General features: G+C 57.6%; 18 protein-coding genes. 7 read left to right on the top strand and 11 right to left on the bottom strand.

The genetic code is table 11. The annotated features are described in order from the left end of the window. Window positions 1-52 precede the first annotated feature (52 nt). Window positions 53-1,384: an MFS transporter gene (locus EE949_RS11790; protein ID WP_122664444.1), complete on the top strand. Its 1,332-nt coding sequence runs from the start codon at window positions 53-55 to the stop codon at window positions 1,382-1,384. A gap of 70 nt (window positions 1,385-1,454) precedes the next feature. Here the strand turns inward: EE949_RS11790 and EE949_RS11785 are convergent, their stop codons facing one another. Further along, window positions 1,455-2,126: a Crp/Fnr family transcriptional regulator gene (locus EE949_RS11785; RefSeq protein ID WP_122664443.1), complete on the bottom strand. Its 672-nt coding sequence runs from the start codon at window positions 2,124-2,126 to the stop codon at window positions 1,455-1,457. Between the two features lie 93 nt (window positions 2,127-2,219). On the opposite strand from EE949_RS11785, the gene EE949_RS11780 reads away from it, so the two are divergent. Continuing rightward, window positions 2,220-2,912 carry a hypothetical protein gene (locus EE949_RS11780; protein WP_122664442.1) on the top strand — a complete coding sequence of 231 codons (693 nt, stop codon included), beginning with the start codon at window positions 2,220-2,222 and terminating at the stop codon, window positions 2,910-2,912. 66 nt (window positions 2,913-2,978) lie between these two features. Here EE949_RS11780 and EE949_RS11775 read toward each other — a convergent pair whose 3' ends face one another. Then, window positions 2,979-4,319 (bottom strand): MFS transporter, encoded by a 1,341-nt coding sequence (locus tag EE949_RS11775; protein ID WP_122664441.1) that lies wholly within the window; start codon window positions 4,317-4,319, stop codon window positions 2,979-2,981. 176 nt (window positions 4,320-4,495) lie between these two features. Beyond that, window positions 4,496-5,401: a LysR family transcriptional regulator gene (locus EE949_RS11770; RefSeq protein WP_122664440.1), complete on the bottom strand. Its 906-nt coding sequence runs from the start codon at window positions 5,399-5,401 to the stop codon at window positions 4,496-4,498. An 88-nt stretch (window positions 5,402-5,489) separates the two neighbouring features. On the opposite strand from EE949_RS11770, the gene EE949_RS11765 reads away from it, so the two are divergent. Next, window positions 5,490-5,867 carry a carboxymuconolactone decarboxylase family protein gene (locus EE949_RS11765; protein ID WP_122664439.1) on the top strand — a complete coding sequence of 126 codons (378 nt, stop codon included), beginning with the start codon at window positions 5,490-5,492 and terminating at the stop codon, window positions 5,865-5,867. A 245-nt stretch (window positions 5,868-6,112) separates the two neighbouring features. Here the strand turns inward: EE949_RS11765 and EE949_RS11760 are convergent, their stop codons facing one another. Then, on the bottom strand, window positions 6,113-7,468 hold the full coding sequence (locus tag EE949_RS11760; protein WP_122664438.1) for a dicarboxylate/amino acid:cation symporter: 1,356 nt from the start codon (window positions 7,466-7,468) through the stop codon (window positions 6,113-6,115). 93 nt (window positions 7,469-7,561) lie between these two features. Then, complete coding sequence (locus EE949_RS11755) at window positions 7,562-8,617, bottom strand: tartrate dehydrogenase (RefSeq protein WP_122664437.1); 1,056 nt, start codon at window positions 8,615-8,617, stop codon at window positions 7,562-7,564. A gap of 137 nt (window positions 8,618-8,754) precedes the next feature. Here EE949_RS11755 and EE949_RS11750 point away from each other — a divergent pair, with 137 nt between their 5' ends. Beyond that, a complete protein-coding gene (locus EE949_RS11750; protein WP_122664436.1) occupies window positions 8,755-9,663 on the top strand; it encodes a LysR family transcriptional regulator in 909 nt (302 codons plus the stop codon). Here EE949_RS11750 and EE949_RS11745 read toward each other — a convergent pair. Both EE949_RS11745 and EE949_RS11740 read right to left on the bottom strand, forming a co-directional pair. Continuing rightward, window positions 9,660-10,802: a glycerate kinase gene (locus EE949_RS11745; RefSeq protein ID WP_122664435.1), complete on the bottom strand. Its 1,143-nt coding sequence runs from the start codon at window positions 10,800-10,802 to the stop codon at window positions 9,660-9,662. The two genes, EE949_RS11750 and EE949_RS11745, sit on opposite strands and share 4 nt — an antisense overlap. An 83-nt stretch (window positions 10,803-10,885) precedes the next feature. Beyond that, entirely contained in the window at window positions 10,886-12,016 is a 1,131-nt protein-coding gene (locus EE949_RS11740) for a sugar diacid recognition domain-containing protein (RefSeq protein WP_122664434.1), read from the bottom strand. 322 nt (window positions 12,017-12,338) lie between these two features. Between EE949_RS11740 and EE949_RS11735 the strand changes: the two genes are divergently transcribed. The 3 genes from EE949_RS11735 to EE949_RS11725 all read left to right on the top strand — a co-directional run bounded on the left by EE949_RS11735 (window position 12,339) and on the right by EE949_RS11725 (window position 15,708). Further along, entirely contained in the window at window positions 12,339-13,349 is a 1,011-nt protein-coding gene (locus tag EE949_RS11735) for a zinc-binding alcohol dehydrogenase family protein (RefSeq protein ID WP_122664433.1), read from the top strand. Window positions 13,350-13,372: 23 nt separating this feature from the next. Then, window positions 13,373-14,896, top strand: coding sequence for a UxaA family hydrolase (locus tag EE949_RS11730; protein WP_122664432.1), 1,524 nt, complete (start codon window positions 13,373-13,375; stop codon window positions 14,894-14,896). 98 nt (window positions 14,897-14,994) lie between these two features. Next, entirely contained in the window at window positions 14,995-15,708 is a 714-nt protein-coding gene (locus EE949_RS11725) for a FadR/GntR family transcriptional regulator (protein WP_122664488.1), read from the top strand. A gap of 96 nt (window positions 15,709-15,804) precedes the next feature. On the opposite strand, the gene uxuA is transcribed toward EE949_RS11725, so the two are convergent. From uxuA to EE949_RS11705, 4 genes are all read right to left on the bottom strand, one after another. Beyond that, a complete protein-coding gene (gene uxuA / locus EE949_RS11720; protein ID WP_122664431.1) occupies window positions 15,805-16,980 on the bottom strand; it encodes a mannonate dehydratase in 1,176 nt (391 codons plus the stop codon). Between the two features lie 17 nt (window positions 16,981-16,997). Continuing rightward, complete coding sequence (locus EE949_RS11715; protein WP_122664430.1) at window positions 16,998-18,470, bottom strand: mannitol dehydrogenase family protein; 1,473 nt, start codon at window positions 18,468-18,470, stop codon at window positions 16,998-17,000. Window positions 18,471-18,481: 11 nt separating this feature from the next. After that, complete coding sequence (locus tag EE949_RS11710; protein WP_122664429.1) at window positions 18,482-19,780, bottom strand: MFS transporter; 1,299 nt, start codon at window positions 19,778-19,780, stop codon at window positions 18,482-18,484. 67 nt (window positions 19,781-19,847) lie between these two features. Further along, on the bottom strand, window positions 19,848-20,879 hold the full coding sequence (locus tag EE949_RS11705) for a Zn-dependent oxidoreductase (protein ID WP_122664428.1): 1,032 nt from the start codon (window positions 20,877-20,879) through the stop codon (window positions 19,848-19,850). Between the last annotated feature and the right edge of the window lie 42 nt (window positions 20,880-20,921).

Below are 20,921 nucleotides of genomic sequence, written 5' to 3'. Positions count from 1 at the left end.
CCGCTATGGCGGCTTCTGAAAGCCGCCAGCTCTTGATCGATGGAGATGCAACATGAACCACAATCCCGCCCTGCCCGCCAGCTCAGCTGAAGGTGCCTCTGACAAGGCCGCGACCGCTGCAACCTACCGCAAGATTGCCTGGCGCTTGCTTCCGTTTCTGGTGTTTCTGTTTGTGCTGGCCTGGATCGATCGGGTCAACGTCGGCTTCGCCAAGCTGGCCATGCTCGATGATCTGGGCTTCAGCGAGGCCGTCTACGGGCTTGGAGCCGGTATCTTTTTCATCGGCTATTTCCTGTTCGAAGTGCCTAGCAACCTCTTGCTGGAAAAGATCGGTGCACGTCGTACGCTGGCCCGGATCACGATCCTGTGGGGCCTGACGTCGATGGCGATGGCCTATGTCTCCAGCCCGATGTCGTTTTACATCTTGCGGTTCTTGCTGGGTGTGTTCGAAGCCGGGTTCTTTCCTGGCGTGGTGCTGTACCTGACGTACTGGTTCCCGGCCGCACAACGGGCACGCATCAACGGGATGTTCATGACCTCGTTCGCGATTGCCGGTGTCGTCGGTGGGCCGATTGCCGGCTTCATCATGAGCCGCATGGTGGGTGTCGGTAGCCTGGCGAACTGGCAGTGGCTGTTCATCCTCGAAGGCATACCGTCGGTGATCGCAGGCTTCGCCGTGCTGCGTTATTTGCCGGAAAAACCGGTCAATGCCAAGTGGCTAAGCCCTGCTGAGCAACAGATGGTCAGCGCAGTGATTGCCCGCGAAGATGCGGAGCCGGAGAAACACAGCGACCTGAAAGCCCTGATCCGCAACCCCAAGGTCTGGCTGTGTACGCTGGTGTATTTCTGCATCGTCTCGGGTAACGCCACTATTGCCTTCTGGACGCCCTCGGTGATCAAGTCGCTGGGCGTCAACGACACCATGAGCATCGGCTTGCTGGCGGCGATTCCCTTTATCGTCGGCACCTTGGCCATGCTGTGGAACGGTCATCATTCGGACAAAACCGCCGAGCGTCGCATTCATTGCGCCACTGCCGCCTTGCTGGCAGGTCTGGGGTTGATCGCAACCGGTCTTTGCCTGGGCAATGCGACCATGGCCCTGATTGCGTTGACCATCGCAGCAGCCGGCATCCTTGCTGCGTTTCCGGTGTTCTGGTCGATCCCTGGCGCGTTCCTCGCCGGTACCGCAGCGGCTGGCGGCATTGCACTGATCAACTGCATCGGTAACCTGGCAGGCTTCATCGCGCCTTACATGATCGGCTGGCTGCGCACACTGACTGGCAGCCTGGCAGCAGGTCTGTACTTCGTGGCTGCGCTGGAAATTCTGGCTGCTGTATTGGTGTTCTGCCTGTTCAAGGATGTGAAAGTCAGCCGTACGAAATGAGTTGTCTGATTAATTGATAAAGATCGGGGCATTGCGCTGTTCAATGCCCCGATCTTCATTCCCCTCCCCGCTAACTCTCTTGTGCTGCATCCCTGAGCTTTTGCAGATCCAGGATCGTGACGGCGCCGTATCGAACAACTAACAGGCCTTCGGCCTCCCAGATTTTCAGCTGACGGTTGATGCTCTGACGAGAAACACCGAGTTGTTGGGCGATATTTTCCTGGCTTACCCTGAGGCAGAGCTCTTCTTCAATGCCTGGATGTTTGGTCAAAGAAACGAGTCGGTTAGCCAACCTGACGGGCAGAGGATTCAGGACCGAGCTCCCGGCCCAATCGAGCGCCATTCGAAATCTGCTACAAACCAAACGAGTAATTGCCAGAAGAACATCCGGCCGACTTTCAATGATCTGCCAGAACGCGCTTGCAGGAAGAAACGCAATATCCGCTTGCGAGACTGCTCGAACGTCATACGTTCTCGGCAAACCGTCCAAAAGTGGTACTTCCCCGAACCAATCTCCAGATGCCAATTGAGCAAGAAAGAGCTGGCGCCCATTTGCTCCCAGGCTATTGACTCGCAAGGTGCCTTGAATCACACGAAACATTCCCAGTGGTTCAGATCCCTGAGCAAACACTGCCTCTGACTTTACCAACGTCCTGACCCGTGAGGCCTCAAGCAAAATCGCGTCCACCTCTGGCGGTAGAGAGAAGGATGGGGATGTAATCTTGGGAGATCGTTCAGACATTGCCAAAACCCGACAATCTTGGTTTGAAGGCTCCGATAGTATCAAAAGCGCCTAGCCTGTAGACGACAGGCTTACCTGAAACAGGAATACAGAATGTACGTCGGTCACTTCGCCATCGGTCTGGCAATCAAGGCCCGCTATCCCAAAATCCCTGCAGTACCCATCATGATGGGAGTTGGCTTTTTGGATCTGCTCGATGGGATTTTCATCATTCTCGGCTTCAACACCGTAACCCCCAATTTAAATAGTGGGCCGTACCTGTTCTTTGATCTGACCTTTATTGATTGGGATCACTCACTGCTTGCCGCTGTATTCTGGTCAGCCATTTGGGGACTGCTTTTCATAAAGCATCGCCCAGTAGCCGTTGTGGCCGCGCTGGCAGCCTTCTCTCACTTCATCGCTGATTGGCCGATGCACAACAGTGATCTGGCACTGTATCCCCACTCGGTTGAGCATTACGGTTATGGCCTGTGGGGCAAGCTGGGGACTGCCTCCTGGATTCTCGAAGGGATTTTCTCAGCCCTCCTGGCAGCCTACGCATGGCGACTCAGCGCACGACGCGGTGTGAGTTTGATTTGGCCTTGTGCAGTGCTGTGTGTCCTGTTCTTGCAGCTATCCCCGGTCGCTTCGCCCATGAAGCTTGTTGCCACTCTCAATGAACCTCTGACGCACATACTTCACGGGATTTTGGTCTCACTAGGTTTCCTGGTTCCAGGGCTGCTCATGTCATGGCTTTTGAATAGAAGTGAACGACTACATGAGCACGCGTCAAAACAATCGCTTTGAAGACCGCCCACAAAAAAGCCCCCGACCATTGGCTCGGGGGCTTTCTCTATGCCTGAACCTTACAACCTATTTCTCCAATGGCTTACCCGCCGTCTCTCTGGCGCAGATCAGTGCAATCAACGTAATGCTCAGCGCTGCACACACGTACAACGAAACGGCCAGTGTCGAGTTATAAGACTTGTACAGGCTGGCGATGATCAGCGGAGCGAAGCCGCCGCCGATAATGCCCGCCAGGGTGTAGGCCAGCGACGAACCGGCGTAGCGCACCCGGGTCGGAAACTGCTCGGTTACGAAGGCAGCTTGCGGGCCGTACATCGCGGCGTGAATGACAAGCCCCACGACGACTGCGATGCAAATCGACAGAGGCTCGGCAGTGTTCATCAGTTTGAAGAATACAAAAGCCCAGACCATCGCACACAGCGCGCCACCAATGTACACGGGACGGCGGCCAATCTTGTCGGAGAGGATGCCGAACAGCGGCACACATATCGCGTTCAGCCCCGCGCCAATCATCGTCGCGGTGAGCGCCAGAGGTCGCGGCAAGTGCAAGACCGTCGTCACGTACGTCAGCGTGAACACTACAACCAGCGCATAAAGAACGTCCGATCCGACACGTGCACCGCCTGCCAGAAGCAGTCGACGCCAGTGGTTACTGAAGACTTCCTTGATCGGCGTTTTTGCCGTTGCGTTGTGCGCTTCGATTTCCTTGAAAACCGGGGTTTCTTCCACTCCGCGACGCAGCCAGAGGCCAAAGATCACCAATGCGACACTGGACAGAAACGGAATGCGCCAGCCCCACGACTGGAAGTCTTCCGGGCTCAGCCCCCAGGAAACCAACGCGATGAAGCCGGTGCCCAGTAACGTACCGCACGATGGACCTACTTGGGTGAAAGACGCATTACGACCACGCTGGTGCTGCGCGCCATGCTCCATGGAGAGCAAGACCGCGCCCGCCCATTCGCCGCCAATTGCCGCGCCCTGCACAAAGCGCAATGCCACCAGCAGAATCGGACTCCAGATGCCCCACGCGGCGTAAGTGGGCAACAAGCCCATCAGTCCTGTGGCCACGCCCATCAATACCAGCGTGGTGACCAACACAAAACGACGGCCGAGCTTATCGCCCAGATGCCCAAAGACAATGCCACCGAGAGGTCGTGAGATGTAACCGACGGCATAGGTGGAAAACGCGAGAATAGTGCCGGTGAGAGGATCAAACGACGGAAAGAAGATCGCGTTGAAGACCAGCGCTGCCATCAGGTTGTAGACCGTGAAGTCATACCATTCCAGCGTGGTGCCGATGGTACTGGCAGCCGCCAGGCGGCTCATTTTCTTGCCCGAGGCAACAGGCGCTGAAGAGGCAACAGGTGCCGAGTCGGACAGCGCCTGTGTAGTTTGCGTCGTACTCATCATGTTCTCCATTGATCAAGAATGAAGAAATGATCCGTCGACACGCCAAGGTGTGACAAACGGGTTTTTTACACAGCAACGATCAGTTTTTCTTGTGCAAAACGACCTGCGCACCAATCAAGTGCCAACGATGATCCACCCTGGCGCAAATAGGTAGATTCAGCGCCTGAGCAGGCTCATTCCGGCTTCGCCTTGATCCGCACAAGTTCGAGGAAATAATGCAGAACTGCCGACGATTTGCGGGCATTCCACACTACCGCGATCCCGCTGGACAGCTTGCTCGCCTGATCGTTGAGCGGGCGAAAGACCACACCGCGCCGCGTGACATTTTTGAGTGAGGCGGAAACAAATGCGATGCCCTGCCCCTCGGCAATCAGGCCGAGCAGGATGTGATGATCGTCGGGTTCAGGAATCGTGCGCGGTTTGAAGTTGTGTCGCTCAAAGACCGCTTGGCAATGATCATAAAATCCGGGATTCAGCCGACGCTCAAAGCGAAATATCGACTCATAGGCCAGATCTGAAAAACCAAGCCTGCGCTTGCGGGCAAGGGGATGGCTGGCTGGCAGCGCAACCACTACTGGCTCTTCCAGCAATGTCTCGACATTCAGGCCTTTGGTCTCGGTGTGCAGGCCGATGAAAGCCACATCCATTACCCCATTGCTGATATCCCGCACGAGCCTGATCGAGTGCTTGCCGGTCGCGGTGATCCGCACACCCGGATAGCGCAGGTGTAGCGGCCCTGACACATCAGGAATGACGCTGCGATCAAACACCGTGGTGTATCCCACACGCAGTTGATCGCACTCATCCTCAATCGTCGCTTGAGCAATTGCCACCGCTTTCGCCGCCTGTGCCAGTGTTCGTTTGACCTCTGGCACGAACGCCAGGCCCGCCTGGGTCAGGGTGACGCCGGTTGTGGTCCGCACGAACAAATCGACGCCGAGCAAGGTTTCCAGCTGGCGGATCTGCCGACTGAGCGGTGGCTGGGAAATATTCAGGCGCATCGCGGCACGCCCAAAGTTGAGTTCCTCGCTGAGGGCAAGGAAGTACCGGAACTGCCGCAGATCGATGGCTTCATTCATACCGAAAAGGTATCACCGAAAGAGTATTGGATCAAAAGCCAAGGTCCCGCCTAAGGTGCCGGGCACAGTTCATCTCAGGATGATACCTATGGAAAACCAACGTTATGTCAGAGGTTTGGCGAAGCTTAAAGAGATTGATGGTCAGGCGGGCGAAAATGTCATTGAGAGCCTGAAGGATATTGCTCCTGATTTCGCACGACTGCTTATCGAGTTTCCGTTTGGCGATATTTACTCAAGGCCCGGTCTGGACCTGAAGACCCGAGAACTTGCCGTAGTCGCGGCGCTCACGGCATTGGGTAATGCAGCACCACAGCTCAAGGTGCATATCCATGGTGCACGTAATGTTGGCTGCTCCGAGCAGGAGATTGTCGAAGTCATCATGCAGATGGCTGTGTATGCCGGCTTCCCCGCCGCGCTTAACGGGCTGTTTGCGGCCAGGGAAGTGTTTTCGCAGATAGCTGAATGATACGTTCATACCTGCGTGCTGTGGCCCGGCAAACCACTGACCTGTAGGAGCTCACCGAGGTTACGAGGCCAGCGATGGCGGTGTATGAGACAGGCCGCCATCGCGGCCTCGCGTTGCTCGTGCGCTCCTACAGATTCAGTGATTATTTCGCGACGGCACGGCTCGATCGCCTGGAACATGCACCCCGGTTCAAGGGAGTGCATGTTGTTCGATAGACGCCCTACACTTCTGGAATTACACAAAACCTAGGACAGGCGCCTCGCCCTTTCGAGGCCGTCCACCAACGGACTGCCCCCCGCCGTGGGATAAGCCGCCACATTCTCAGCCTGTTTAACAGGCTTCGCTTCCTCGGGTTCACCGTTGAGCGCCTTGTTCATCTTCACCGTGTCCAGCGCGCCTACCCATTTGGCGATGGCCATGGTGCCGACGCCGTTTCCAATGGTGTTGGTGATCGCCCGTGCCTCTGACATGAACCGATCCACACCCAACAGCAGGACCATTCCCGCGACCGGAATCGTACCCAGCGAAGACAGCGTCGCCGCCAAAATAATGAAGCCCGAGCCGGTAACCCCAGCAGATCCTTTGGAGGTAAACATCAATACGGCCAGGACAATCAACTGGTCACTCAGCGTCAACGGCGTGTTGGTCGCCTGAGCAATAAAGATCGCCGCGATGGTGTAGTAGATCGCCTGGCCATCAGGATTGAAGGTCAGGCTGGACGGGATGATCATGCCGGCCACGGGTTTCGACACTCCGGCTTTTTCCATCTTCGAGATCATCTGCGGCAGCACCGACTCAGACGAACTGGTGCCCAGCACAGTGAACAACTCCTCCTTGATGAACTTGAGAAACTTCCACAGGCTGAACCCGCTGTAGCGGCAGATAGGCCCCAGCACAAAGATCACGAATACGATGCAGGTCAGGTAAACACAGGCCATTAATTTGCCCAGCGAAAACAGCGAACCAAAACCGTATTTGCCAATGGTGAAGGCGATTGCACCAAACGCACCGATGGGTGCCAGACGCATGACCATGTTGACGATGCGAAACATGCCCTGCATCAGGCTGTCGAGCATGTCGACAAAGGGTTTGCCACGCGGCCCGACGTGAGCCAGCGCGACACCCAGCAATATTGAAAACAGCAGGATTTGCAGCACGTTGCCTTTGGCAAAGGCATCGACGATAGTGTCTGGAATGATGTTCATGAAAAAGTCCATGAACGTCGTGTGTTTCGCTGCGGTGGTGTAGTTGGCAAGACTGGAGGCATCGAGTGTTGCCACATCGATGTTCATGCCTGCGCCGGGCTTGAACACATCAACCACCACCAGGCCGACGACCAGCGCCAGGGTCGACACCACTTCGAAATAGATCAGCGCACGAAAACCGACGCGCCCTAACTCTTTCATGTTCTCCATCTTGGCGATGCCTGTCACTACCGTGAGGAAGATCACCGGAGCCAGGAGCATTTTGATCAGTTTGATAAACGCATCGCCCAACGGTTTGAGCGCGGTACCGGTTTCCGGGACCAGCACGCCCACCAGCGCGCCGAGGATGACCGCGATGAGCACTTGCACGTATAGCTTGCCAAATATTCTTTTCATGACAGGGCCCTGATTTTTATTGTTGTCAGGAAATGCCGAGAGGTCAGTTCCAGTGAACTGCCCCTTGGCGTTGTGCCGCAGTACTACTTTGAATCAGCGCTTGATCAGCGCGATCACCGCATCGGTGATCTGCCGGGTAGTGGCGGTGCCGCCGAGGTCCGGAGTATGCAAGCCACTCTCGGTTACCGCTTCGATGGCCGACATCAATTGCTTGGCGGCTGCGGGCTCACCCAGATGTTCAAGCATCATTGCGGCGGTCCAGAACGTCGCGATCGGATTCGCCACGCCTTTGCCCGTGATGTCGAACGCAGAGCCGTGAATCGGCTCGAACATTGAAGGGAATTTGCGCGACGGGTTGAGATTGGCCGTCGGTGCAATGCCCAGGCTGCCGGACAAGGCAGCGGCAAGGTCCGAGAGAATGTCGGCATGCAGATTGGTGGCGACGATGACGTCCAGCGTCGACGGTTTCAGCACCATCCGCGTGGTCACTGCGTCGACCAGTTCCTTATCGATTTTGACGTCCGGAAAGTCCTTGGCAACCTCATAGAAAATCTCGTCCCACAACACCATGCCGTGTCGCTGGGCGTTGGACTTGGTGACCATGGTCAGATGTTTGCGTGGACGGCTTTGCGCCAACTCGAACGCAAAACGATGAATGCGCTCTACCCCTGCACGGGTAAATACCGACACTTCAGTGGCGACTTCTTCAGGCAAATCACGGTGAACACGGCCACCGTTACCGGAGTATTCACCCTCTGAGTTTTCCCGCACCACCACCCAGTCGATCTGCTCGCCGTTATGCAGCGGGCTTTTAACCCCCGGCAGCACTCGCGCCGGACGTACGTTTGCGTACTGATCAAAGCCCTGACAGATGGGCAGACGCAGGCCCCAAAGGGAAATATGGTCTGGCACGTTGAGTGCGCCGACCGCACCGAAGAAAATCGCATCGAAGGTTTTCAGCTCTTCCAGGCCGTCCTCGGGAATGTAGTAACCGTTTTTCAGGTAGTTGTCGGAATTCCAGTCGAAGTGTTTGAAATCCAGTTCGAAGCCGGATTTTTCAGACAGGGCCTGCAGCACTTCAACGCCTGCCGCGATGACTTCAACACCGATGCCGTCACCTGGAACTGCAGCAATTTTGTATGCGCTCATCGTCAACTCCACTCTCGTCACGTTCTTGTTATTCCCGTCGAACCGGGCTGTCCAAACGGGGTGTGATCGGAGTATATGTAGTGAATCAAGACGCATGAGTTACTCCAAATCACTACATAAATAACTTTGAGTTACGAATGAGCCAGACCCTGGATTTGTCTTTTTTCCACTTGTTGGCCAACAAGGGCAGCCTTGCGGCGACAGCACGCGAGCTGGGCGTTACCCCGCCAGCCGTGAGTAAACGCTTGACCGCGCTGGAGGCGCGGCTAGGCATCCGCCTGGTCAACCGTACGACACGATCAATGAGCCTGACCTCGGAGGGCGAACTGTATTTCTCTCATGCGGCGCGCATCCTGACCCAGATCGACGATCTTGAGCAGTTGATGAGTAGCAGTCGTGCCACGCCTAAAGGCTTGATTCGCGTCAACGCGTCCCTGGGCTTCGGCCGTCGGCATGTTGGCCCTGCCCTCGCGGCGTTCTTCGCCCTGTATCCCGAAGTCGAAATCCAGCTGGAAATCAGTGACCATCCTCTGGATCTGGCGGCACACGGTTTCGATTTGGGCATTCGTTTCGGAACCCTGCCGGACGCCGCCTTTCATGCACGAAAGATTGCCTCCAACCGGCGTTTGCTGTGTGCCTCGCCGCTGTACCTGGAAAAATACGGCACACCGCAGAAGCTCAGTGAACTGCAGAACCATAACTGCATTTTCATTCGCCAGAACGAGTCACCTTACGGGGTCTGGAGCTTTACCAATGGCGGGCGCACGGACAACGTCAAGGTGCATGGCGCACTGGGTTGTAATGACGGCGAAGTCGCCCTGAACTGGGCGCTGGAGGGGTTCGGCATACTGCTCAGGGCCGAATGGGACATTGCCCGTTATGTGCGCAGTGGCCGCCTGCGGCTAGTGCTTGAGGACCAGACGCCGACCCGCGCTGACGTGTATGCGGTGTATCCGCAGCAACTGCATTTGTCAGCGCGGGTGCGCAGCCTGATCGACTTTCTGATCGAGCGTTTCAAGCACATTGATAACGTCGAAGATAACTAGCGTCGTGTGTGCCCCAGTTGCCAGACGCGGGCGACATCCCTGGCGCTCTGCTGCAACAAGCGCGAGGCGTCCTGACAGGCATCAGTCAGACTCATGGGACCTGAAACCACCGAAAACGCGGCGGTAATGCCGTGCTGATAAAGCGCTTCATAACCTTCACCCAGAGTGCCAGCGAGAATCAGCACCGGCACATTATGCTTTTGCGCGATCCGGGCGACCCCCATAGGGGTTTTGCCCCTCAGGGTCTGGAAGTCGCAACTGCCCTCCCCACTGACCACAAAGTCTGCGCCCTGAACTTTATCTGCCAGGCCGACCAACTCGGCAACCACTTCAACCCCAGGTCGAAAACCCGCTTTCAGGAACGCTTTTGCGGCAAAGCCCATGCCTCCCGCAGCACCCGCGCCGGGTTCGTCCCGCACATCGTGCTCAAGCACGGCAGCGCAGCAGTCCGCATAGTGGGCCAGTGCGTGGTCCAGTGATTGTATTTGCTCAGGGCTCGCGCCTTTTTGTCGGCCAAAGGTAAATGACGCACCATGGGGCCCGCACAGCGGGTTATCGACATCAGCGGCAATTTCGAAGCTGACGGACTGCAAACGCGGGTCAAGGCCTTTCAGCTCGATGCGCGCCAGACCGGCCAGCGCCAAACCACCGGGCTGCACTTCGTTTTCTTGTGCATCATAAAAACGCACACCCAGCGCAGTGAGCATGCCCGCGCCGCCGTCGTTGGTTGCGCTGCCGCCGATGGTCAATACGACTTTCTCAGCGCCAGCATCAAGGGCTTCAACGATCAGTTGGCCGGTACCCACAGTAGAGGTGATACACGCGTCACGTTGCGCCACTGCCACCAGTTGCAAGCCACTGGCCTCGGCCATTTCAATGATTGCGGTACGTGACTCGGGTAACCACCCCCAATGAGCAGTGACCTCAGTGCCCAGTGGTCCGGTGACGACAGACTGACGTCGCTCACCGTCGAGTACCGCGAGAATCGCGTCAACGGTGCCCTCACCGCCATCGGCCATGGGGCATTGAACAAGTTCGGCCTGGGGAAAGACTTCCGCCAGCCCCAGCGCAATCGCTTGAGCTGCACCGGCGGCACTCAGGCTGTCTTTAAACGAATCAGGTGCTATGACGATCTTCATCGACGCTCTCCGGCGATCTATTTGTTGTGTCTTCAGGCTGACAGCCTATGCATCTAATACGCTTCGGTCTTCAGAACAATAAATTAATTACTTAATTGGTCGCCCGCACAAGCCAGTGGAGTTTCCGGCAGCAATTGCACGCCGAGATATAACGTCATCACATCGTCCAGCCTGTCGAGGTCCAGCCCGGTGATTTCCGCGATGCGATCCATTCGGTAGCGCAGGCTGTTGCGGTGCAAGCCCAATGCTGCTGCGCACTGTTGAACCTGACCGCTATGTTCACACCAACTGCGCAGGGTCTGCATCAACTGGCCATTGCTGTCCCTGGCACGGACCTTCTCGACAATCGCCAACAATTCGTCTGTTGCGCCCTCGTCCCGATGCGCCCACAACATCACCGGCAGGCGATAACGCGTCAGGTGCAAGACTTTCTCGTGTGTCGTCACCGCCAGTCCATAAGCGCTGAGTGTCTTCACCCGGGCACTGACTTTGCGCAGTTGCACGATGCTTTGCGCAGGCACTCCGACTGCCATGCGGTCTATCAGCCAGCCCTGGGCCTGCATTTTCTGCAGGAGCTTGTCCGGATCAATAACCGTTGCTGACGGGTGGCACCAGAGCAGTGTTTTAGCAGAGTAACTCAGGCACCAGCTGTCCGGCGTTCGCCCCTGTAACCATTCACAGACCGCTGCAATGGCCTGATCCGAGGCCAGCTCAATCCATATCGGTGTGCGTGCAAGCTGAGGTTTGAGGCCCATTCGTTGCGCTTCATCCAGCAGCCGGCCCGGTTCGCCAGTTTCACCCAGCAGCAGTGACAGGAGTTCATCAATACGCGATTTGCGCCATTGGCGCTCAGCCTCCCGATGGCGCTGAACGACGAGCATTTCAGCGGTCATCTGCAACAATTGCGCGTAAGTGCCTAGCGCTTGCGGATCCCCTGTCAGCCCCAGTACGCCAATCAATCGCCCGTCATGCATGAGCGGTACGTTGATACCCGGTTGAACGCCCTTGAGGCCCGATGCCTGATGAATGTCGATGGACACGGTTTGCTGAGTGGCCAAAACCTGCTGCGCACCCTCGTGGCGGGTATTGATACGCCCGACTTCACCGCTGCCCAGGATCAATCCCTGGCTGTCCATCACATTGACGTTGCACGGCAGGATGGCCATCGCCCGGTCGACTATCTCCTGCGCCAGTGCGTAGTCCAGTTCAAACATCTTTTTGTCCTTATGCCCTGCGAGGGTGCTTGAGAGTGCTCGGGCCGGATCAAGGCCCGCTGATCATCATGAAGGTCACATCATCGGTTTTACAAGCGGGCGTCCGGTGCCGCATTCATTTACCTGAACAATACAATTGGTCAGTCCAATCTAGATTCATTTGATATTGGTCTTGCCAATGTAATGTGCGGCGTGTAGTTTTTCAGCCGTGATCATCCGAGCGGGCACCTGTCCGACTACAACAAAAAGAGATCCCACTGATGAATAGATCCCCCATCCGCAGCGCGTTCGGTGTCCTTCCCTATTACCAAGGAGCATCAGCATGCTGACTGTCATCTGTAATGAACCTGGCTCGTTGACCGCCATTGAACGTGACAAACCGGTCCGGCAACCCGGAGAGGTCCTGATCCGTGTCAAACGTGTTGGCGTCTGCGGCACTGACCTGCATATCTACACCGGCAACCAGCCTTACCTCGATTATCCGCGCGTGATGGGCCATGAGTTCTCCGGGGTGGTCGAAGACGCTGACGGCACCAGCGAGCTGGCTATTGGCGATGTGGTTTACGTCATGCCTTACCTTTCCTGCGGGACCTGCATCGCCTGCCGTCAAGGCAAAACCAACTGCTGCACCCGCATCCAGGTGCTGGGGGTTCACTGCGATGGAGCTTTCACCGAATACCTGAGCATCCCCCAGGCATTCGTCCACAAAGCGGTGGGTGTGTCCCTTGATCAGGCCGCCATGATCGAATTCCTGTCGATCGGCGCACACGCGGTGCGGCGCTCAAATGTTCAGGCAGACAAGCGCGTGCTGGTGGTCGGTACCGGCCCGATTGGCATGGCAGCGGCGATCTTCGCCAGCCTGCGCGGCGCGAAGGTCACGGTGCTGGATACCCGGGATGATCGACTGGCGTTCTGCTCGCAGCATTTGAATATCCACGCGGCCGTGAAAATCGGCGAAGGCGACAAGCAGGCCCTGTCTGACCTCACAGAGGGTGATTTCTTCGACGTGGTATTCGATGCCACCGGCAATGCCCGGGCGATGGAACGCGGCTTCGAGTTCATCGCGCACGGCGGCACTTACGTGATGATTTCGGTGGTCAGGGATTCCATTACCTTTTCCGACCCTGAATTTCACAAGCGTGAAGCCACGTTAATGGGCAGCCGTAACGCCACAAAGGAAGACTTCCACTATGTGGAGGAATGCTTGCGCAACGGCCTGATTCCGGACGCAGCGTTGAACACCCATCGGCTGACACTCAAGAATGTGGCCGAGTCGTTCACCACCTTGCTCGACCCGAAACAGGGCGTCGTCAAAGCCATCATCGAGTGCTGAAAAACCGTTAAAGAGGACGCACCATGAACCAGCCCTCCTTGCTTGTTTTGACACCCGGAGATGATGTCGCTGTGGCCCGGGGCGACATCGCCGAAGGCCAGCCGTTGAGCGCTGACGGCATCCAGCTTATCTCTCGGCAGTCGATTCCGTCTGGCCACAAGATTGCGCTGCGCAGCGTGGCTGTCGGGCAGCAGGTACTCAAATATGGCCAGACTATCGGCCAGGCGACCCAGCGCATCGAGCCCGGCGACTATGTGCACGTACATAACCTCGCGATGCCGACCGCCACGACCGAACACAGCGTGCAAAACGCTTACGTGCCCACAGCATTGAGCCATGAGCCGGTCACATTCGAAGGTTACCTGCGCGACGATGGACGCGTCGGTACCCGTAATTACATCGGGATCATTTCCAGCGTCAATTGCTCCGCGACTGTCTGTAAACACATTGCCCAGGCGTTCTCTGACGGACGTTTGAAGGACTTTCCCAACGTCGACGGCGTGGTTGCCATCACCCACGGCAGCGGCTGCGGCATGGGGGCCAAAGGCGAAGGCATCGATATCCTTAAACGGACGCTAAGCGGCTACGCGAATCACGCCAACTTCGCCGGAGTACTGTTGATCGGTCTGGGGTGTGAGGTTAACCAGCTTACGCCGTTGCTTGATGAGCTTGACGATCGCTCGGCCCTGCTCAAGGCAAGCCTGATCATTCAGGACGCGGGCGGCACGCGCGAAACCGTGCAACGTGGCATTGCTTATATAGAGGCGATGTTGCCGGTCATTAACAGCTTCAAGCGCACAACCGTCCCCGCCAGTCATCTGTGCGTTGGTTTGCAATGCGGTGGTTCGGACGGCTACTCGGGGATTACCGCCAACCCGGCACTGGGCGCAGCGGTGGATCTGCTGGTCAAGCAAGGCGGCACCGCGATTCTTTCGGAAACCCCGGAGATTTATGGCGCTGAACACCTGCTGACGGCCCGCGCCGCCGCCCCCGACATCGCAGCTAAATTGATGGAGCGGATTCGCTGGTGGGAAGCCTACGTGCAGCACAACGACGGTGACATGAACAACAATCCCTCGCCGGGCAACAAGGCCGGGGGCATCACCACTATTCTGGAAAAATCCCTGGGCGCTGTGGCCAAAGCAGGTGCCACCGGTTTGATGGGGGTTTACCAGTATGCGGAAACCATTGAAGCCCGCGGGCTGGTGTTCATGGACACGCCCGGCTATGACCCTGTGTCGGCTACGGGTCAGGTGGCGGGTGGCGCGAACCTCATCTGTTTTACTACCGGCCGGGGTTCGACCTATGGCTGCAAGCCCACCCCATCGCTGAAGATCGCTACCAATACCGGGCTGTTCCAGCGGATGGAGCTGGACATGGATTTCAATGCCGGAGGGATTGTTGATGGCCTGGAATCAGTGGCCGAGTCCGGCCAGCGCTTGTTCCAGTTGATGCTGGATACCGCTTCCGGACGGCAAACCTGCAGTGAAGAAAATGGTCTGGGGGATAACGAGTTCTTGCCGTGGCAGATCGGCGCGGTGATGTGATGACGCCCTGAGCCTCTATTCCATGGACCGCTTCAGCAGCGGCGAAGTAAACGGTCGCTATGGTAGCCTTCGCCAACTTTCCGATGGACGCCGACGCCATGGTTTCACCGATCAACGCCGCTGAGCGAAAGCCGTATCAGAAAATTGCCGATCAACTGCGCAATTACATCGCGCAGGCGGAATTCAAAACCGGCGCGAGGCTGCCTCCCGAACGGGATCTGACACGGCTGCTGGGGGTGTCCCGACCTTCGCTGCGCGAGGCGCTGATTGCGCTGGAAATCGAAGGTGCCGTTGAAATCAAAATGGGCTCGGGCGTCTATGTGCGCGCCAGCCTCAAGGACGGCAACAGCAAGCCTGTAACCTTGGGCGAAAGCCCATCGGAGCTGATGCAGGCCCGTGCGCTGATCGAAGGTGAGAGTGTGATTCTGGCCTGTTTGCATGGCAAGAAAAGCGATTACCGTTTTTTGCAGGACTGTATCGACGCGATGCGTGAAAGCATTGCCAACGGCCTGCCGCCCCTTGAGGACGACCGTAAATTTCATCAGCGGCTGGCTAAAATGAGCGGCAACTCGGCCCTGGTGCGGATCATTACGGCGCTGTTTGATGAGCGACATAATCCGATTTCAGCCCACCTCAGCAAGCACTCAGAGAGTGCTTCGACTTGGGAAGCTGCAGTCATTGAGCATGAGGCGATTCTGCGCGCGGTTGCCAGCAAAGACGTGCTTGGCGCCCAGACCTCAATGCGCCAGCATTTGAGCCGTTCGGAGGGGCGTTGGCTGCAAGCGCTGGAGCCGGAGGATGTTAGGGGTTAGCGTTGACTTTATATCTGTGGCGCCTGTATCGCGGGCAAGCACCGCTCCCACATGAGATCGCATTCCCACCTGTGGGAGCGGTGCTTGCCCGCGATATCAACCCAACTGCTGCCGCACGGCCAATTCAACCCCGCGAATCTCAGCCAGCCCTTTAAGCCGACCAATCAATGAATAACCGGGATTGCTCTTGCGGTGCTGATCGTCCAGCAGTTGATGACCGTGGTCCGGACGCAGCGGCAGGCGTGGGCCGCCTTCGCGTTCGCGTCTGCGCTCTTCGGTGACCAGCTCGCGGATAACGCCGACCATGTCTACGTCACCGTCCAGATGATGCGCTTCGTGGAAGCTGCGCGGGTCGGCTTCGCGGCGGGTTGAGCGCAGGTGCGTGAAGTAGATGTACGGCGCAAAGTGCTTCGCCATCGCCACAAGATCGTTATCTTCGCGCACGCCATAGGACCCGGTGCAGAACGTCAATCCATTGGCCTGGCTAGGCGCGGCGTCCAGTAACCACTGAGCATCGGCCGCAGTAGAGAGGATACGCGGCAGACCAAGCAGCGCACGCGGCGGATCGTCCGGGTGGATAGCCATTCGCACGCCGACTTCTTCTGCTACGGGAATCAATGCACGCAGAAAATAGCCCAGATGCTCGCGCAATCTGGCTTCGTCGATGTCTGCGTAAGTGCGCAGCAGGGCCCGGAAATCTTCCAGCGTGTAATGCTCTTCAGCGCCCGGTAAACCTGCGATCAGGGTATTGACCAGTGCCTGGCTCTGGCTGTCGCTCAGCCCGTCGAAATAGACCTTGGCTTGCTGAACATCTGCGTCGCTGTACTCGGCTTCTGCCCCGGGACGCTTGAGGATGAACAGATCGAACGCGGCAAATGCAGTCTGATCAAAACGCAGCGCCCAGCCTCCATCCGCCAGTTGCCACGCAAGGTCGGTACGCGTCCAGTCCAGCACCGGCATGAAGTTGTAGCAGACGATATCGATGCCGCAGCTGGCCAGGTTACGCACGCTCTGCTGGTAGTTGGCAATGTACTCGTCACGTCGGCCGCAGCCGCGCTTGATGTCTTCGTGTACCGGGATGCTCTCCACAACCGACCAGGTCAGACCCGCGGCTTCAATCATCTGCTTGCGCGTGGCGATGGCTTCTACTGGCCACACCTCGCCATTGGGAATTTCGTGCAGCGCAGTGACGATGCCGGTCGCGCCGGTTTGCCGAACGTCTGCCAAAGAAATCGGGTCTTTGGGGCCGAACCAGCGCCATGTCTGTTCCATGTGCTTCTCCTTTCTTGTTAGTTATGAGCAGCAAAGCGTTGCAACACGCTGTTTATGCCGTCGCCTGTCAGCGAGGCATAGGCCTGTTGCACGGCGTCGCGAAACGCCGATCGCTTCGACAGCTCGGTCGGGAAGACTTCATCCAGTTCCAGAAACGCATCCACCAGTGATGCGCCTTCGTATCGCCCCGCCAGATCAGCAAAGGTGGCGTTCAACGGGTCATCAATCACTTGCCCCGACGCTTGTGTGCAGTAGCGAATCCAGGCGGCAATGCCCAGCGCGGTGCTGGAAATGTCGCGACCGTTGTCGAGCAGTTGCTGTGCACCCAGCAACCAGCGTTGCGGCAGTTTCTGCGAACCGTCCATGGCGATCTGTCGCAGCCGGTGTTGCAGGCTGTCATTGGCAAAGCGCACCTTCAGATCGCGGGCATAGAGTGCAAGGTCGATACCCGCTGGCATGTTCAGGGTGGGCGCTGCTTCGTGGGTCATATAGTGCTCGATAAGCCCCGCCAGTCGCGGATCGTTAACAGCCTCGAACACCGACTCATGACCTGCCAGCACACCCACATAGGCCAATAGGGAATGGCTGCCGTTGAGCATGCGCAGCTTCATCGTTTCGAAGGGCTGCACGTCGTCGACCATCTGCACGCCTTCCACTTCCCAGTCAGGGCGACCCAGCGGAAAGTTGTCCTCGATGACCCACTGGCTAAAGCTTTCACAGACCACCGCCGCAGGGTCGTGGCAGTCCAGTTGCTGCTCCAGACGACTGAAAGACTCTGCCGTCATGGCCGGGACAATCCGGTCGACCATGCAGCTGGGAAACGCTACGTGCTGATCGATCCACTGCGCCAGTTCCTGGTCCTGCTCTGCCGCCAGTCCGCGTACTGCCAGTCCGCGTACTGCCTGCCGGGTGCGCTGGCCGTTATCAGGCATGTTGTCGCAACACAGCACAGTAAACGCCGGAATCCCGGCCGCGCGGCGGCGGCGCAAGGCTTCGAGTACAATGCCCGGTGCCGAACGTGGCGTTTGCGGATGAGCAATGTCATGGGCAATCGTCGGGTCCTCAAGGCGTAGTTGCCCTGTGGATGGGCTCAGGCAATAACCTTTTTCAGTGACGGTGAGCGTGACAATCCGCGTTTGCGGCGCGGCCATGCGCTGTAACAGCAACTCCAGCTCATTACCGCCCTCACCCGCATATAACGCTTCGCGCAGGACAGCAATTTCACGCAGCGTCACCTGTTCGCGGTCGCTGTACTCGGCAATGTGGTAGCGACCGTCCTGTTCACGTAAAAGATCAACCACCGCACGATTGGAGCGCAAATTGGCGCTGCACAACCCCCAGTCGCTCTGGCCATGACGATTGAGGTTACGTTGCAGGTAGACCGCCTGATGGGCGCGATGAAACGCCCCCAGGCCCAGATGCACAATTCCAATGACCGCTTCCGGTTCTGACGCAGTGCCGGTAGCGGGCACGCGGTTCACAATAGGCATCGACACACTCCTTATGTTCTGGGATGGCTCAAGGCCGAATCATGTTGCGGAACCGGCACAGCCGCTTCACCGGTGTCGGCAGCGCTTAGCGGTTTGACGTAGCGCGCCACACAGACCGCGCCGATCACGGTCAACAGCCCTGCCAACAGGAATGCACTGGTAAACGAACCGGTGAATTGCACCAGAAAACCGGTCAGGGTCGGGCCAATGATCCCCGAGGTGTTCGCCAGAAAATGCATGAAGCCGCTAACACCACCAACCCGGGCAGCAGGCACGGTGTCCTGGATGATCGCCCAGTAGATGGCGCCGGTCAGGTACAGGAAGAACACCGCCAGTGCGACGAGAATGACCGCCGGATAAAGCGTTTTGACGATCCCCGCTACCGCAATGCAGGCCGCACACGCCAGCAGGCAGGTGACCAGTACGACTTTGCGCGAGAACATCATCCGTCCGGTCTTCTTGAACACGAAGTCGGAGATGAAACCGCCCAGCGCCAGACCCAGGAAACCCAGCAGCCACGGAATGACGGTGGCAATGCTCATGTCCTTGACGTTCAAGCCGTGGGCCATGGTCAGGTAGCTTGGGAACCAGGTCAGGAAGAAGAACAGCGTGTAGTTATAGGAAAAGAACGCCAGCGAGGTGAACAGCACAGTGGGTTGTTTAAGGTAATAACGCAGCGGATGCACCGGCAACGAAGCCACTTCGCTCGTGCCTTCGGCGCGCTGGATTTCCTCGGCAACCTTACCTTCTGGTTTGTCCTTGACGAACTTGTACCAGACCGCAGCCCAGATCAGGCCCACGATCATGATGATAATGAATGAGACCTTCCAGCCGTAGCTGATGGCGATAAAGCCCACGACAGGCCCGGAGATCGCACCGCCCAGCGGCGTGCCGGACATCGACGAACCCAGCGCCCGAGCCCGCTGTTTTGGCGTGTACCAGTTGTTGACCATCTTGCTCGTGGTAACGCTCAGAGGTCCTTCACCCATGCCGAACAGAATGCGGATTAGCACCAGAGAAGCAAAGCCTACGGTCAGCACAGTGAGGCCGCTGAACAGAGACCACAGCACCATCGCCAACAGCAGAGTGGTTTTCGCGCCGTAGCGGTCAGCCGCCCAGCCACCGATGAAGTTGAACGCCGCGTAGCCGACGAAAAAACTACTGAAGATCATGCCCATCTCACCCGTCGTCAGACCGTAGTCCTTCTGGATGAAAGGAGCTGCCACGGACAATGCCGAGCGATCCAGGTAGTTAATGACGCCTGCCAGGAACAGCATGATGATAATTAATGTACGACCTTGACCAAACATTGGAACCTCCCGCTTTTTATGTTTATTCGGTGAGGGTGCCCAAAGGGGCACTCGTATCTATATCGGACTAGTGACGCGCTTCACTCAACTGCACCAGCACCTTGCGGGTCTGTTCAGGATGGTTTTCGATCAGGTCGATGGCCGCTGGCATCTCGTCGAAAGACACCTGATGGCTGACCAGTTCCTGAACCTGCAATTTGCCGCTGGCGATCAATTCGATCACCTTGGGAAACTTGCGGTTGTTCAGGCGCGAGCCCACCAGCGTCAGCTCTTTCTTGATCATCTCCAGTTGCACCAGATCACTCGGCGTTGCATTGAAGCCCAGCAAGCCGATTCGTCCCGCTGGCGAGGCCAGACGAACCATTTGCGGCATCAGCGCAGGAATGCACGCTGCGTCGACAATCAGCGGCACACCTTCGCCCTGGGTCAATTCGCGCATCGTGGCTTCGACGTCGACATCCTGACCATTGAGGGTGCGACTGGCGCCCAGGGCTCTGGCGGTTTCCAGGCGAGCGTCGATGACATCGGTGACGGTGATGTCGGTCAACCCCAGCGCCCGGGCCATCTGCACCAGGGTCAGGCCAATCACGCCCGCGCCGTAGATCAACAGACTGTCGCCCGGATGGACGTGCATGCGATCCAGCACGTTGAGCGCAATGGAGTAAGGTTCCACCAGCGCAGCGTGGCTAAGGGACATTGAGTCAGGCAGGCGATGGGCGTTACTGGCCGGCACGCAGACCTGCTCGCTGAAACCACCGTCGCGGTGGACGCCAATCACCTGCAATCGGGTGCAAACGTTCGGACGGTTAATCCTGCACGGGTAGCACGTACCGCAACTGATGACCGGGTCGATGCACACGCGGTCGCCCGCCTTGAGGTGCTCAACGCCCTCGCCCACTTCGCGTACCACGCCGGAGAACTCGTGGCCGGTCACCCGAGGAAAACGCACGAAAGCGTTCTGGCCGTGGATGATGTGCATGTCCGAGCCGCAGATACCGGCGTAGGCGACGTCCACCTTGACTTCGCCGGGTGCGATTTGCGGCACCTCGACGTTGGTCAGGCCGAACTCAAAAGGTGCTCTTACTTGAAAGGCTTTCATCGGGTAACTCCTGTCAGGGCGGCCGCCGCCTGATGTTTTTGT

Origin of the sequence: Pseudomonas viridiflava (genome assembly GCF_900602065.1) — a bacterium.
In the GTDB taxonomy this organism is placed as follows: domain Bacteria; phylum Pseudomonadota; class Gammaproteobacteria; order Pseudomonadales; family Pseudomonadaceae; genus Aquipseudomonas.
This window is presented reverse-complemented; position numbering and strand designations above follow the sequence as displayed.